The following is a 12,559-nucleotide window of genomic DNA, read 5'->3' as shown; positions in this document are numbered from 1 at the left end:
CGTCACGCGCCCAGAGCGCGTCGAACCCGACGGCCTCGGCGTGGGTCGCCAGCCGGACCTCCGCCGCCGGGTCGGGCGTCGACTCCGGGACGCCAGTGAGCGGGAACCCCGCTCCGAACGTCAGCCCGTCGCCGCCGAAGAGGCGTCGATAGCCCCGGTTCTCGTGGTCGTGCTCGGTCATCGTTGGCCATTTCGGGCCCGACGCGTATCGGTCCTCGGATGACGGATCGATCGGGGGTGGTCGGTGCGCGGTCGGTGCGCCGAGCTGCCGACGGCAGCGAAGACCCCGAACCAAGCCCGATCGGCCGGCCGTGCGTTTATGCGCTCGTGTCGATAACAGGCGACTGAATGCCCGAGCGACCCTCCCGCGAGCAGTCCGTCGAGCACACGGCCGACTCGGGGTCCGTCCCGACCGACGCGGGTCCAGGGACGGCTGATGCGGATACGGCGACAGCCGCCGATCCGGACTCGGACCTGCCGACGGTCGATCCGGGCCCTGACACGGCCGTCGACGAGTCGCTCAAGCGGCGGCTCCGGGAGGCCTACCTCAACGACGAGGAGGACGAGCTCGTCGTCACCGCGGTTCGGATGGAGGGGGACGAGGCGGTCGTCGAGACTCGTCCGCCACACGGCGAGGCGACCCACGTCGAGCGGTTCGACGCCCCGACGGACGGCTCCTTGGAGGAGTGTACGGAGCTGCTCGCCTTCCTCGACGCCGCCGGGGTCTCGCCGCTGGACCTCGACGGGCTCGTGGGGGCCCGCGTCCCCGCCACGTACGACCCCGATGCCGGGTGGCGGATCGCCGGCGAGTCCCGGACCGAGCGGGACGCCGAACCCGCCAGCACAGCCGCTGTAACGACCCGGGCCGCGGCTGCAGCGAACGCCGCCGTCGACTGGGCGAGGACGTACCGCGACTGGCTGATCGTCCTCCTGTTGGTCGGCGGCGAGCTGCTGTTCGTCGTCGTCGTGATCGTTCTTTTCACCTGATCCCGGGTTACCGTCCGGCCCCGGGGATTAGAGCCCCCAGAGTCGAACGATCCCGAGGGTGGTAACGACGGCGAGCAGCAGCTGGAGGGGTGCGCCCACCCGAAGGAAGTCCGTGAATCGGTAGTCGCCCGGGCCGTACACCATCAGGTTCGTCTGGTAGCCGACCGGCGTCATGAAGGAGGTCGCCGACGCGAAGGTGACGACGAGCAGGAAGGCGAACCCGTTGGCGTCGAGCTGTGCCGCCGCGTCGACCGCCACCGGGATCATCAACACGACCGTCGCCACCGGGGTGATCACGTTCGCGAGCAGCCCGGTGACCACGGAGAACAACAGGAGGACGGCCACGAGCGGGAGCACGCTCGCCGTCCCGACGAGCACCTCGGCGATGAGCGCAGCCCCGCCCGTCGCCTCCATCGCGAGCCCGAGCGGGATCACCCCCGCGAGTAGGAACACCACGTTCCAGGAGACGGCGTCGTAGGCGTCCGCCGAGGAGAGACACCCCGTGACAACCATCGCGAACACCCCGCCGAGCGCCGCGATCACGATCGGGAGGATATCGAGCGCCGCGAGGCCGACGACGGCCGCCATGATCCCGACGGCCACGGGCGTCTTCGGCGACAGCGGGACGGGCTCGCGCGCCGACGGCTCTCGCGCCCCGTTTTCCCCGTCCGACCAGATCCGGTCGAGCGTGTCTTCCTCCAGCACGAACAGGTCGTCGCCGTCGGCGAAGTAGTCGACCGCTTCCGGCGTCGTCTGGACCAGGAGGAGGTCGCCGGGGGCCAGCGTCACCTCCCTCAGGCCGGCCCGGATCAGCTCGCCACCGCGGCGGATCGCGAGCACCTGCAATCCGTGGAACGTTGCCAACCGGGACTCGGTGAGCGTCTCGCCGACGAACGCGGACCCCTCCGGGACGACCGCCCGACCGAGGCCGTCGCCCGAATCCACCGCCGTGAACGTCTCCTCTGTCACTTCGGTCGGCGCGTCGGTGAGCCGCTGCCGCGTCCGGAACCGGTTCACCGCCTCGCGCTCGCCGCTCACCACGAGCACGTCGCCGACCTGGAGCCGCTGGTCGGTTTCGGTGGCGAGGAACGACTCGCCGTTCCGGCGGAGCTGGAGCGGGGTGACCGGTGACTCCGTCCGGTCGTCGAGCTCGTCGAGCCCTAACCCCACCACCGGCGAGTCCTCGGGAACTCGGAGCGCGGTGAGGTACCCTTCGAGACCGAACTCCTCGATCAGGTCGGCGTCCGCGGGGATCCGCGCCGGAGTGAGCCAGCGACCGACCGTCATGAGGTACGCGAGCCCGACCGCGAGGACGACGGTGCCGAGCGCGGTGAACTCGAACATCCCGATCGGCCCGCGGTCGAGGAGTGTCGCGGCGAACTCGCTGGCAAGCAGGTTCGTGGAGGTGCCGATCAGCGTGAGCGTCCCACCCAGGATCGCGGCGTACGACAGCGGTAAGAGGAGTTTCGAGGGCGAGACGCCGGCCTCCTTCGCGAGGTCCGTGATCATCGGGATGAACACGGCGACGACCGGGGTGTTGTTGACGAAGCCCGCGATGGGACCAGTCGTGCCGATCGTCGCGGCGAGCGCGCGCGTCTCGCTGCCCCGAGCGAAGCGGGCGAGCCGGACGCCGAGCCGCTGAACGAGTCCCGTCCGCCCGATCCCGGCGCTCAGCATGTACATCGCGACGATCGTGACGGTCGCGGTGTTCGCGAACCCGGAGATCGCGCCGCGCGTACCGACACCGGTCCACGGCTCCAGCGCCACGAGGGCGACCATGATCCCGATGGCGGTGACGTCGTTGGGGATGAGCTCCGTGACGAACAGCGTCAGCGCGACGCCGATCAACCCGAAGACGACGAGGGCTCCGGTCGGCACACCGAAGAGAACCATGTAGGGCACGACTCTCGGACCGTATATATCCGTTCGGCCTCCGCCCCGCAGACTCCGCTCGGACCGGACGGCTCGGATATACACCGGACGGCTCCGTCGAAAGCGTTCTCTCAGATCGGTTCCTGAGTGACACGACTTCGGTGAGATCCGGGGATCGGCCGTCGAGATCGCGACCCGGTTAGAGCGATACTCTCGCAGTCGTGTAAGATGCCGTGAGCGCCACGTCGCGTTCCGTTGCGGCCATAGAGTCGACATCGCGCCCGGTGGAGACGGGCCGCGGTGTTCCAAACCGTTTATACCCGCGCCTCCGGAAGTAGCGGATATGCCGCGAGAGCAGAAGCAGGTTCGCGAACTCCAAGAGGGCAGCTACGTCATGATGGACGACTCGCCCTGCAAGATCAATCACTACAGTACCGCCAAACCCGGAAAACACGGGAGCGCCAAGGCCCGCGTCGAAGGCAAGGGCGTGTTCGACGAGAAGAAGCGCTCGCTCTCGCAGCCGGTGGACGCGAAGGTCTGGGTCCCGATTATCGAGCGGAAACAGGGACAGGTCGTCTCCGTTTCCGGCGACGACGCCCAGGTCATGGACCTCGACACCTACGAGACGTTCACCATGCGCATCCCCGAGGGCGAGGAGTTCTCCTCGGACGACACCATCGAGTACCTCGAGTACGAGGGCCAGCGCAAGGTCGTCGGGTAATCGAGGCCATGTTCCCCGGAGCGACCGCCGACCGCGACCCTGCTTCCTACGTGGTCGTCGGCGCTCCACTCGACGCCACGACCACGTTCCAGCCCGGCACCCGGTTCGGCCCGGACCGGGTCCGACGTTTCGCCGAAACGTATGACGACTACGACCACGCGACGGGGAGCCACTTCTCCGCGCTCGGCGTCCACGACGCCGGCGACGTCCACCCGTGGGACGACGTGCCCGCGTACCTCGACCACCTCGCCGCCGAGCTCCGGAGCGTTACGTATGGCGACGCGATCCCGCTGCTCTTGGGCGGCGAACACACCGTCACCTACGCCGGGGTCGACGCGGTCGCCCCCGACACGCTCGTCGTCGTCGATGCCCACCTCGACCTGCGGGACGAATACGGCGGCAACCCGTGGAACCACGCGTGTGTCACCCGGCGCGAACTCGACGACTTGGGCGTCGAGCGCGCCGTGATCGTTGGCGCACGCACCGGCTCCGAGGCGGAGTGGGACCGCGCGACCGAGGGGGATGTCGAGGTGGTCCCGCCGGCGGACGCCGGCGACTGGATCGCGGAGGTGGCCACCGATCCGGACACGCTCGGCGGCGACACGTACCTCTCGGTCGATATCGACGGCCTCGATCCGGGATTCGCCCCCGGGACGGGCACGATGGAACCGTTCGGGCTCACCCCCCGAGAGGTCAGAGATCTCGTCCGGGGGGTCGCGCCTCACGCGATTGGGTTCGACGTCGTCGAAGTGAACGACCGCGACGACGGGCAGGCCGCAGCGCTGGCGGGGAAGCTCTGCCGGGAGTTCGTGTATCGGCACGCCGATGCAGCGGCTCACGACGGCGACTGACGCGGACCCTCACAACGGTCGGCCGGCCGTGATCGCTCCGGTTTACGACAGCTCTGAGAGGCGTCGCCTGGCAGCGGTCACCGCCTCCATCGCGTCGATCCATTCGCGGGGGTTCGTACACCAGATCCGGTCACCCTCGACGCTGACACAGAACACGGACTCCGTCGACGGGGAGAGGGTGACACCGTCTACGTCCGAACGGTCCCCGAGGTACGCGTCGATGAGTCGGCGTGCAGTCTCGGCCTCGGACCGGAGGCGCTTCCCGGAGGCGTACTCGATGGCTATCTCTGCCATTACCGAACACTCGGAACTACATGATTAATAACTATTGTTATTCGGCAATGATCGCACGGACCTCGTATCCCGGGATCGTGACGATCACCGCGCGTCGTGGACGATCCGATCACCGCGCGTCGTGGACGATCCGGCCGTCGACGACTGTCATCGCCACGTCGACCTCGCGGATCGAGCCCGGGTCGTCCCACGGGGAGTCGTCGAGGACGACGAAATCGGCCCGCTTGCCCACCGCGACGGTTCCCAGTCGGTCCTCGTCGAAGCCGGCGTACGCGGCCCCGCGGGTGTACGCACGGAGCGCCTCCGTCACCGTGAGACGTTGCCCGTCAGCCGGGGCGTTGACGGCGTGGTGGACGCCCAAGAGGGGGTCCATTGGCATCCCGTCGGAGCCGAACGCGAGCGCGACCCCGGCGTCGAGCAGATCGCGGTAGCGGTTCGTTTCGGCCGTCCGCTCCGCGCCCAACCGCGCCTCGTACAGGCCGCCCTCGCCGGCCCACTTGAGGAAGTTCGGCTGGACGCTGGCGATGACGCCCGTCTCAGCGAGCCGCTCGATCGCCTCGTCGTCGGCGAGCTCGACGTGTTCGATCCGGTGCCGGGACTCGCCCGGGTCGGTCGCCGAGGCGGTCTCGTAGGCGTCGAGAACGGCGTCGACCGCCTCGTCGCCGATCGCGTGGGCGGTGAACTGGTACGCTGCGTCGGTCGCCTCCCGTACCGCGTCGGCGAGCTCGTCCGGGTCGACCACCCACTGCCCGGTCTCGTCGGTGGCGTCGGCATACGGCTCCGAGAGTCGGGCGGTCCGCCCGCCGAAACTCCCGTCCGTGTACGACTTGATCGCGCCCGTCTCCACGAACTCCGACCCCGCGTTCGTCGAGAGTCCGACGTCCCGGAGCGCGTCGAGGTGATCGGTCCAGTAGTTGATCCGAACCCGTGCGGTCAGTTCGCCCGCTGCGTCGAGCGTGCGGTACACTCGCGGGGCGTGCGAACCACGGACCATGTCGTGAAACCCGGTGATCCCGCGTTCGGCACACAGGTCCAATGCGGCCTCGACGGCCCTGTGGGTCCCCTCGACGTCGGGCTCGACCGCCTCGTATATCGGATCGATGGCGGCCTCCAGTAGGACGCCCGTCGGATCGCCCGCGTCGTCCGTCGGGACCGTCTCCTCGGGCGCGGTCGCGAGCGTGTCCGCGAAGCGGTCGAGGACGACACCGTTGACGCCCGCGACGTGCATGTCCTCGCGGAAGGCCGCCACGGGGCGGTCGGTCGAGACACGGTCGAGGTCCTCCCGCGTGAGGTAGCGATCGTCCGTCCACGACGACTCGTCGTAGCCGTACCCGAGGACCCATTCGGAACGCCCCGACGAGGCGTCGTCCTCCTCGTCGAGCTCGGCCGCCCGCGTTTCGAGACGATCGACCGCCTCGTCGGGCGAGTCGGCGTCGGAGAGGTCGGCGTGGACGAGATACCGGCCGACCGTGGTCAGGTGGGTGTGCGCGTCGATGAACCCCGGGAGGAGCACGCGCCCGTCGAGGTCGACGACATCGGTATCGACCCCCGCGAGGAACTCCACGTCGTAGCTTCGACCGAGACGGACGATCTCGCCGTCACGGACGGCGACCGCCTCGTGCGTCTCGTCGGGCTCGGCGAGGGTGTGTATCTCCCCGTTCAGGAACACGCGGTCGGCGGATCGGCTCATGTCCGGACTCCCGTCCGGCAGCGGATTAACCGTTCGGGACGCGGGCGTTCGATCCCCGACCCTCACAGAAACCCGACGCGTCTTCCCTCCCCTTTGCGTTCGCTCTTCTCTCCCCCTCGCTCTTCTCTCCCCCTCGCTCTCCGCTCTCGTCTACCTCTCCACCCCTCCGAGAACCCGTCGCACGTTTTATCGGGTCGTCCGACGAACCATCGCGTATGTACGATCGGATCCTGTTCCCAACCGACGGCAGCAAGGGTGTCGACCGCGCGACCGACCACGCGATAGACGCGGCGGACCGATACGACGCGACGCTCCACGTCATCTACGTTGTCGACAGCGACATCGTCAACGCGTATTCGGGCGACGAGTTCGTCAGCGGGGCAGAGGGTGCCGAGGAGACCCTCGAAGACACGGGTGAAGAGGCACTGGCAGCGGTCGCAGAGCAGGCCGACGCCGCCGGCGTCGACGTCGTCACCCACATGGTTCACGGCGCGCCCCACGAGGAGATCCTCCGATACATCGACGAGGAGGAGATCGATCTCACGGTGATGGGGTCGAAGACGCGACCGGGCGACTACCGACGCATGCTCGGCTCCGTCACCGAGCGCGTCTCCCGGCAGTCGACCGCGCCGGTGAGCATCGTGAAAACGACCGTCAGGACGTGATCGAGCGGGCGGCTACTCCTCGACCGTAACCCGTTCGATCTCGACGGTGTCGCGCGGCTCGTCGCGACGGTCCGTCGGGACCGAGCCGATCTCCTCGACGACATCCATCCCGTCGATCACCTGTCCGAAGACGGCGTGTTTGCCGTCCAGATGGGGGGTCGCGTCGAGCGTGATGAAGAACTGCGAGCCGTTGGTGTTCGGGCCGGAGTTGGCCATCGAGAGGATCCCGGGGCCGTCGTGGGTCAGGTCGTCGTGGAACTCGTCGTCGAACTGGTAGCCGGGGCCGCCGCGACCGTTCTCCATCGGGTCGCCACCCTGGATCATGAAGTCGTCGATGACCCGGTGGAACACGTTCCCCTCGTACAGCGAGTCGCCCCGGACTTCGCCGCTCTCGGGGTCCTCCCACGTGTTGGTGTCGCGGGCGGGGTCGGCGTCCGCGGCGGGGTCGTGGCGGGCCAGCCCGAGGAAGTTCTCGACCGTTCTGGGCGCTCGGTCGGCGAACAGCTCGACCACGACGTCGCCGTGGGTCGTGTGAAGCGTCACCTGTGGGTTGCCGTCGTTGTGGACCGATCGTGACATGTCCGGGAGAAGGAGCGCCGGTCGGAAAACGCTACCCATCCGCGGCGCGGAGCGGGCCGGCGGTGTGGGTCGATGGGACCCCCGTCAGGAGCGCAACGACTTTCCACCGCGACGCGAAACCTCGGATATGGACTGGCCACACGACCCCGACGGCGAGCAGGGTAGCGAGGGTATGCGGCAGTACGGTCACGCGGTGCTCGCGAAGAAGATCGACGAGGAGGAGGACTTCCCGCTGTCCGCGGCCGACTACGTCGAGCAGTACGGCGACCACCCGATCCGGATCGACTACGAGACGGTCGTCTCCGTCGAGGAGATCTTCGAAGGCGTCGAAACCGAGGAGTTCGCGGACTTCGTCGAGTTCCACCAGGAGCTCGGACGCGCGATGCGCGAGAACGGCTACTGGTTCTACGAGGGGCCCGAGGGGTTCGTCGACGGCCCCGCCTGATCGGGTTCGGTTCCGGTTCGACGGCGACTCCGGCCGACCGGAGACAGCCCCCTCACCGTGACCGCCCCGCGATCCGCAGCGATCCCCCGCGACCCGGCACGACCCGCGGCGACTCGATACGGCCTCCTGCGACCCGGCACGACCCGCCGCTCCCCTCCCCTTTATAGCCGGTGGGAGCGACCGAGCGTCCATGACCGACGAACGGATCGTCGTCCTCGCACACGGGAAGTTCCCCGACCGTGCGAAGACGGCGCTCGGCGTGATGCGCTACGGGGATCAGACGGTCGAGGCGGTTCTCGACCGCGACCGTGCCGGCGACCGCGTTGCCGACCACGTCCCTGACGTGGCCGACGCGCCCATCGTCGATTCCTTCCCGGACGCGCTCGCCGCGGCCGACGGAGATATCGACGCCCTATATATCGGGATCGCGCCGATCGGCGGCGGCTTCGAGGAGTCGTGGCGACCCGACGTCCGGGCGGCGATCGAGGCCGGCTGTGACGTCGTCGCCGGCCTCCACTACTTCCTGAACGACGACGCGGAGCTGACCGCGCTCGCCGAGGAGCACGGCGTGAGCCTCAGGGACGTTCGTCGCCCGCCCGAGGATATCGGCGTCGCGACCGGCGACGCTGGCGACGTCGACGCGGACGTGGTGTGTACGGTCGGTACCGACTGCTCCGTCGGGAAGATGACCGCCTCGTTGGAGATCGTCGCCGCCGCCCGCGACCGCGGGATCGACGCCGCGTTCGTCCCGACCGGCCAGACCGGGATCATGATCGCGGGCTGGGGAACCCCGATCGACCGGGTGATATCGGACTTCACCGCCGGCGCGGTCGAGGCGCTCGTCGTCGAGGCGGCCGCGGACCACGAGCTGCTCGTGGTCGAGGGGCAGGGGAGTATCACTCATCCCGCCTACTCGGCTGTCACCTGCGGTATCCTCCACGGTTCGATGCCCGACGCGCTCGTGTTGTGTCACGCCGCGGGTCGGGAGGCGATCCACGGCTACGAGTCGTTCCCCCTCCCGCCGCTCGCGGAGTACGTCGACCTGTACGAGGGGCTTGCCCGTCCCGTCCACGAGTCGAGCGTCGTCGCCGGCGCAGTGAACACGAAGGACCTCGATGCGCCGGCGGCCGACGAGGCCATCGAGTCGTTCACGGGGGAGACCGGCGTCCCAGCCGCGGACCCGGTCCGTGACGGGGCGGATCGGATCGTGGGCGGGCTACTGGACGGCCTCGGCCGCGACCTCGAAGAGGTGGACGCGTGACTCTCGACACTTCGGTCGAGCGACTGTCGTTGGCGCTGGAGGAGCCGTTTACCATCTCGCGCGGAACACAGACCCACGTCGAGAACGCGATCGTCCACGTCACCGACGAGGGCGGAATGACCGGAGTAGGCTGTGCGGCCCCCTCGAGACACTACGGCGAGACGGCCGACACCGTCGCCGCGGTGCTCCCGGAGCTGCTCGCGGTCGTCGAGGAGGTCGGCGACCCGCACGCGCTTCACGAGATCGAGTCCCGGATGGCGGCGGTGGTGAGCGACAACCCGGCCGCGCGCTGTGCGGTGTCGATCGCGGTCCACGACCTCGCGGCCAAGCGACTGGGCGTCCCGCTGTACCGCCTCTGGGGGCTCGACCCCGAGGACGCGCCGGAGACGTCGTTCACGATCGGGATCGACGCGACCGACCGGATCCGCGAGAAGGCGGCCGACGCCGCGGACGCGGGGTACTCCGTCCTCAAAATAAAGCTCGGGACCGACCGGGACCGCGAGGTCGTCGAGGCGGTCCGGGACGCCGCCCCCGAGGCGACGATCCGGGTCGACGCCAACGAGGCGTGGACGCCCCGCGAGACGATCGAAAAGAGCGGGTGGCTCGCCGACCTAGGCGTCGAGTTCATCGAACAGCCGGTTCCCGCCGAGAACCCCGACGGGCTCCGGTTCGCCTACGAGCGGTCCGCGCTGCCGATCGCCGCCGACGAGTCCTGTCTCACCGCCGCGGACATCCCGGCGATCGCCGACCGGTGTGACATCGCGAACCTGAAGCTGATGAAAACCGGCGGGCTCCTGGAGGCGCGCCGGGCGATCGCGGCCGCGAGGGCACACGGGCTGGAAGTGATGCTCGGTTGTATGGTCGAATCGAACGCCGCCATCGCCGCCGGGGCCCAGCTCGCGCCTCTACTCGATTACGCCGACCTCGACGGGTCGCTGCTACTCGAATCCGACCCCTACACCGGCGTCGACGTGACGGGCGGGCCGCTCCGACTCGCCGAGACCGATCGCGCCGGGACGGGTGCGGTTCGTGAATCGCCCGGCGAGACCGTATCCGACGCCGAGTAGCGGGGTCATACGACCGGCCCCGCTCGTTCCGGTACCGGCCTATCGTGAGAACTCGATCGCCGCACCCTGCCCGAATCCGACACACAGCGTGGCGAGCCCGCGATCCGCGTCCCGCTTCTGCATCTCGTGGATCAGCGTCACCGGGAGCCGCGCCCCGGACGCCCCGAGGGGATGTCCGATGGCGATCGCGCCGCCGTTCACGTTGTACTTGTCCGCGTCGATCCCGAGCTCGCGCCGAGAGTACTCACACTGGGAGGCGAACGCCTCGTTGAGCTCGACGAGGTCGTAGTCGTCGATCGTCCTGTCGGCGCGGTCGAGCAGCCCGCGGGTGGCGGGCACGGGCCCGATCCCCATCACGGTCGGGTCGACGCCGGCGACGTTGTTCGTCCCCACCTCCGCGAGCACGTCGAGGCCGTGGTCCTCGGCGAACGCCTTGCTCGTCACGAGCGTCAACGACGCGCCGTCGGAGATCTGCGAAGAGTTCCCCGCGGTCACCGTGCCGTCGCCCGTGAACGCCGGTGGGAGGTCCGCCAGCGCCTCCGCGGTCGTGTCGGGACGGATCCCCTCGTCCGCCTCCACGAGTCCCTCGTCGGTTTCGACGGGAACGATCTCGTCGTCGAACCGCCCGGAGTCCGTCGCCTCAGCCGCACGTTGATGGCTCCGTGCGGCGTACTCGTCTTGCGCCTCGCGGCTCACGTCGTACTCCTCGGCGACCTTCTCCGCGGTCATCCCCATCTGGAGCTGGAAGACGTTGTACCGCTCGGAGAGCTCGGGGTGAAGGTGCTGGTAGGAGTCGCCGTCCATCGGAACTCGACTCATGTTCTCGACGCCGCCCGCGATGATACAGTCGCGGTTACCCGCGGCGATCGCGTCCGACGCGGAGATGATCGCCTGCATCGAGGAGGCACACCAGCGGTTGATCGACGTCGCCGGCACGGACTCGCCGAGCTCGGAGAGGAGCGCGATGACCCGTGCGACGTTGTTGTCCTGTTCGGTTCGCTGCTGGGCGACGCCCCACATCAGGTCGTCGACGTGGTCGCCAGTCAGTCCGGTTTCAGCGAGCGTGTGGTCGATCAAACGGGTCGAGAGGTCCTCGCTCCGGACGTCGGCGTAGATGCCCCCGTCTTTCCCCTGTGGCGTTCGGTAGGCGGCCGCGATCACCGGCGTCGTGGTGTCCGTCATGGATCCGCACATACTCCAGACCGGCTTAAAAGGGCGTGGAACCCGGAGGAATCGACCCGGAGTTTATCGTTCAAGCAGCGGTGTCCCAGTCATCGCTGCCGGGCGGTCGAGCGCCATCAGGTCGAGGATCGTGGGGGCGACGTCACACAGCGATCCACCGGAGCAAACCGTCTGACCGCCGTCGTCACCGTCGGGCGTCAGGTGGACGAACGGCACCGGGTTGAAGGTGTGAGCGGTGTGGGGATCCGTCTCCGTCCCCATGTCGTCGGCGTTGCCGTGGTCGGCGGTGACGAGGGCGTGGCCGCCCGCGTCCGCGACCGCGTCCAAGAGCCGTGAGAGCTCGGCGTCGACCGCCTCGACCGCCGCGACCGCGGCGTCGAAATCGCCGGTGTGTCCCACCATGTCCGGGTTGGCGTAGTTCAACACTACCAGATCCGGATCGTCTTCCTCGATCACGCGGATCGCCTCGTCGGTGAGTTCGGGCGCGGACATCTCGGGCTGGAGGTCGTACGTCGGCACGTCCGGGCTCTTCACGATCGACCGCAGCTCGCCCGGGAACTCCACTTCCCGGCCACCGTTGAGGAAGTAGGTGACGTGTGGATACTTCTCGGACTCCGCGATCCGCAGCTGGGTGCCGTCCGCGTCGGCGACGACTTCCCCGACCGTGTCCGCCGGGATCTCCGGCGGGAACGCTACGGGGAACGAGAACGTCTCGTCGTACTCCGTCATCGTCACTAGCGCGATATCGGGTTGGTCGACCGCGAACGACCACGCCGGCCGGGTGTCGGTGAGCAGCCGCACGAGCTGGCGCGCCCGGTCCGCCCGGAAGTTGAAGAAGACGACGGCATCGCCGTCTTCGACCCCGTTCCCACCCGCGATGAGCGTCGGTTCGACGAACTCGTCGGTCTCGCCGCGGTCGTGCGCCTCCCGCGCCGCCTCGACCGC

General features: G+C 68.8%; 13 protein-coding genes and 1 pseudogene. 7 read left to right on the top strand and 7 right to left on the bottom strand.

Features of this window, described 5'->3' with window-relative positions; all coding sequences use genetic code 11:
* Positions 1–181, bottom strand: a pseudogene (locus tag ACFQEU_RS06115) (LLM class flavin-dependent oxidoreductase); the annotation flags it as partial.
* Positions 182–348: 167 nt separating this feature from the next.
* Between ACFQEU_RS06115 and ACFQEU_RS06110 the strand changes: the two are divergent.
* Positions 349–987: a hypothetical protein gene (locus ACFQEU_RS06110; protein ID WP_379780301.1), complete on the top strand. Its 639-nt coding sequence runs from the start codon at positions 349–351 to the stop codon at positions 985–987.
* A 27-nt stretch (positions 988–1,014) separates the two neighbouring features.
* Here the strand turns inward: ACFQEU_RS06110 and ACFQEU_RS06105 are convergent, their stop codons facing one another.
* A complete protein-coding gene (locus ACFQEU_RS06105; protein WP_379780298.1) occupies positions 1,015–2,880 on the bottom strand; it encodes an SLC13 family permease in 1,866 nt (621 codons plus the stop codon).
* Positions 2,881–3,202: 322 nt separating this feature from the next.
* On the opposite strand from ACFQEU_RS06105, the gene ACFQEU_RS06100 reads away from it, so the two are divergent.
* The gene (locus tag ACFQEU_RS06100; RefSeq protein WP_379780296.1) at positions 3,203–3,580 is read left to right on the top strand and encodes a translation initiation factor IF-5A; all 378 of its coding nucleotides are present in this window, start codon (positions 3,203–3,205) and stop codon (positions 3,578–3,580) included.
* A gap of 8 nt (positions 3,581–3,588) precedes the next feature.
* Positions 3,589–4,431, top strand: a complete 843-nt coding sequence (speB, locus tag ACFQEU_RS06095) for an agmatinase (RefSeq protein ID WP_379780294.1) — start codon at positions 3,589–3,591, stop codon at positions 4,429–4,431.
* Between the two features lie 42 nt (positions 4,432–4,473).
* Here the strand turns inward: speB and ACFQEU_RS06090 are convergent, their stop codons facing one another.
* Positions 4,474–4,725 (bottom strand): SelT/SelW/SelH family protein, encoded by a 252-nt coding sequence (locus ACFQEU_RS06090; RefSeq protein WP_379780292.1) that lies wholly within the window; start codon positions 4,723–4,725, stop codon positions 4,474–4,476.
* 109 nt (positions 4,726–4,834) lie between these two features.
* Positions 4,835–6,415, bottom strand: a complete 1,581-nt coding sequence (locus ACFQEU_RS06085; protein WP_379780290.1) for an amidohydrolase — start codon at positions 6,413–6,415, stop codon at positions 4,835–4,837.
* A 215-nt stretch (positions 6,416–6,630) separates the two neighbouring features.
* Here ACFQEU_RS06085 and ACFQEU_RS06080 point away from each other — a divergent pair, with 215 nt between their 5' ends.
* Positions 6,631–7,080 carry a universal stress protein gene (locus tag ACFQEU_RS06080; protein WP_379780287.1) on the top strand — a complete coding sequence of 150 codons (450 nt, stop codon included), beginning with the start codon at positions 6,631–6,633 and terminating at the stop codon, positions 7,078–7,080.
* 12 nt (positions 7,081–7,092) lie between these two features.
* Here ACFQEU_RS06080 and ACFQEU_RS06075 read toward each other — a convergent pair whose 3' ends face one another.
* A complete protein-coding gene (locus ACFQEU_RS06075; protein ID WP_379780284.1) occupies positions 7,093–7,659 on the bottom strand; it encodes a peptidylprolyl isomerase in 567 nt (188 codons plus the stop codon).
* Between the two features lie 127 nt (positions 7,660–7,786).
* Here ACFQEU_RS06075 and ACFQEU_RS06070 point away from each other — a divergent pair, with 127 nt between their 5' ends.
* The 3 genes from ACFQEU_RS06070 to ACFQEU_RS06060 all read left to right on the top strand — a co-directional run bounded on the left by ACFQEU_RS06070 (position 7,787) and on the right by ACFQEU_RS06060 (position 10,432).
* Positions 7,787–8,104: a DUF5785 family protein gene (locus tag ACFQEU_RS06070; protein ID WP_379780282.1), complete on the top strand. Its 318-nt coding sequence runs from the start codon at positions 7,787–7,789 to the stop codon at positions 8,102–8,104.
* 190 nt (positions 8,105–8,294) lie between these two features.
* Positions 8,295–9,365: a DUF1611 domain-containing protein gene (locus tag ACFQEU_RS06065; protein WP_379780280.1), complete on the top strand. Its 1,071-nt coding sequence runs from the start codon at positions 8,295–8,297 to the stop codon at positions 9,363–9,365.
* A complete protein-coding gene (locus tag ACFQEU_RS06060) occupies positions 9,362–10,432 on the top strand; it encodes a dipeptide epimerase (RefSeq protein WP_379780278.1) in 1,071 nt (356 codons plus the stop codon). Before ACFQEU_RS06065 ends, ACFQEU_RS06060 begins: the two co-directional genes overlap by 4 nt.
* Positions 10,433–10,471: 39 nt before the next feature.
* On the opposite strand, the gene ACFQEU_RS06055 is transcribed toward ACFQEU_RS06060, so the two are convergent.
* Complete coding sequence (locus tag ACFQEU_RS06055; RefSeq protein WP_379780276.1) at positions 10,472–11,614, bottom strand: thiolase family protein; 1,143 nt, start codon at positions 11,612–11,614, stop codon at positions 10,472–10,474.
* A gap of 63 nt (positions 11,615–11,677) precedes the next feature.
* A partial coding sequence (gene gpmI / locus ACFQEU_RS06050) for a 2,3-bisphosphoglycerate-independent phosphoglycerate mutase (protein ID WP_379780274.1) occupies positions 11,678–12,559 on the bottom strand: 882 nt, incomplete at its 5' end.

The organism is Halorubrum tibetense (assembly GCF_042661865.1).
GTDB classification, from domain to species: domain Archaea; phylum Halobacteriota; class Halobacteria; order Halobacteriales; family Haloferacaceae; genus Halorubrum; species Halorubrum tibetense.
Note: the sequence above shows the minus strand (reverse complement) of the source record. Positions and strands in the feature narration are given on the sequence as shown.

What these genes read in the sequence shown, in the direction of transcription:
- ACFQEU_RS06100 (WP_379780296.1), top strand. Translation starts at nt 3,203, where the DNA reads ATGCCGCGAGAGCAGAAGCAGGTTCGCGAACTCCAAGAGGGCAGCTAC.
- ACFQEU_RS06090 (WP_379780292.1), bottom strand. Translation starts at nt 4,725, where the DNA reads ATGGCAGAGATAGCCATCGAGTACGCCTCCGGGAAGCGCCTCCGGTCC.
- ACFQEU_RS06105 (WP_379780298.1), bottom strand. Translation starts at nt 2,880, where the DNA reads ATGGTTCTCTTCGGTGTGCCGACCGGAGCCCTCGTCGTCTTCGGGTTG.
- ACFQEU_RS06075 (WP_379780284.1), bottom strand. Translation starts at nt 7,659, where the DNA reads ATGTCACGATCGGTCCACAACGACGGCAACCCACAGGTGACGCTTCAC.
- ACFQEU_RS06110 (WP_379780301.1), top strand. Translation starts at nt 349, where the DNA reads ATGCCCGAGCGACCCTCCCGCGAGCAGTCCGTCGAGCACACGGCCGAC.
- ACFQEU_RS06065 (WP_379780280.1), top strand. Translation starts at nt 8,295, where the DNA reads ATGACCGACGAACGGATCGTCGTCCTCGCACACGGGAAGTTCCCCGAC.
- ACFQEU_RS06070 (WP_379780282.1), top strand. Translation starts at nt 7,787, where the DNA reads ATGGACTGGCCACACGACCCCGACGGCGAGCAGGGTAGCGAGGGTATG.
- ACFQEU_RS06085 (WP_379780290.1), bottom strand. Translation starts at nt 6,415, where the DNA reads ATGAGCCGATCCGCCGACCGCGTGTTCCTGAACGGGGAGATACACACC.
- ACFQEU_RS06055 (WP_379780276.1), bottom strand. Translation starts at nt 11,614, where the DNA reads ATGACGGACACCACGACGCCGGTGATCGCGGCCGCCTACCGAACGCCA.
- ACFQEU_RS06080 (WP_379780287.1), top strand. Translation starts at nt 6,631, where the DNA reads ATGTACGATCGGATCCTGTTCCCAACCGACGGCAGCAAGGGTGTCGAC.
- speB (WP_379780294.1), top strand. Translation starts at nt 3,589, where the DNA reads ATGTTCCCCGGAGCGACCGCCGACCGCGACCCTGCTTCCTACGTGGTC.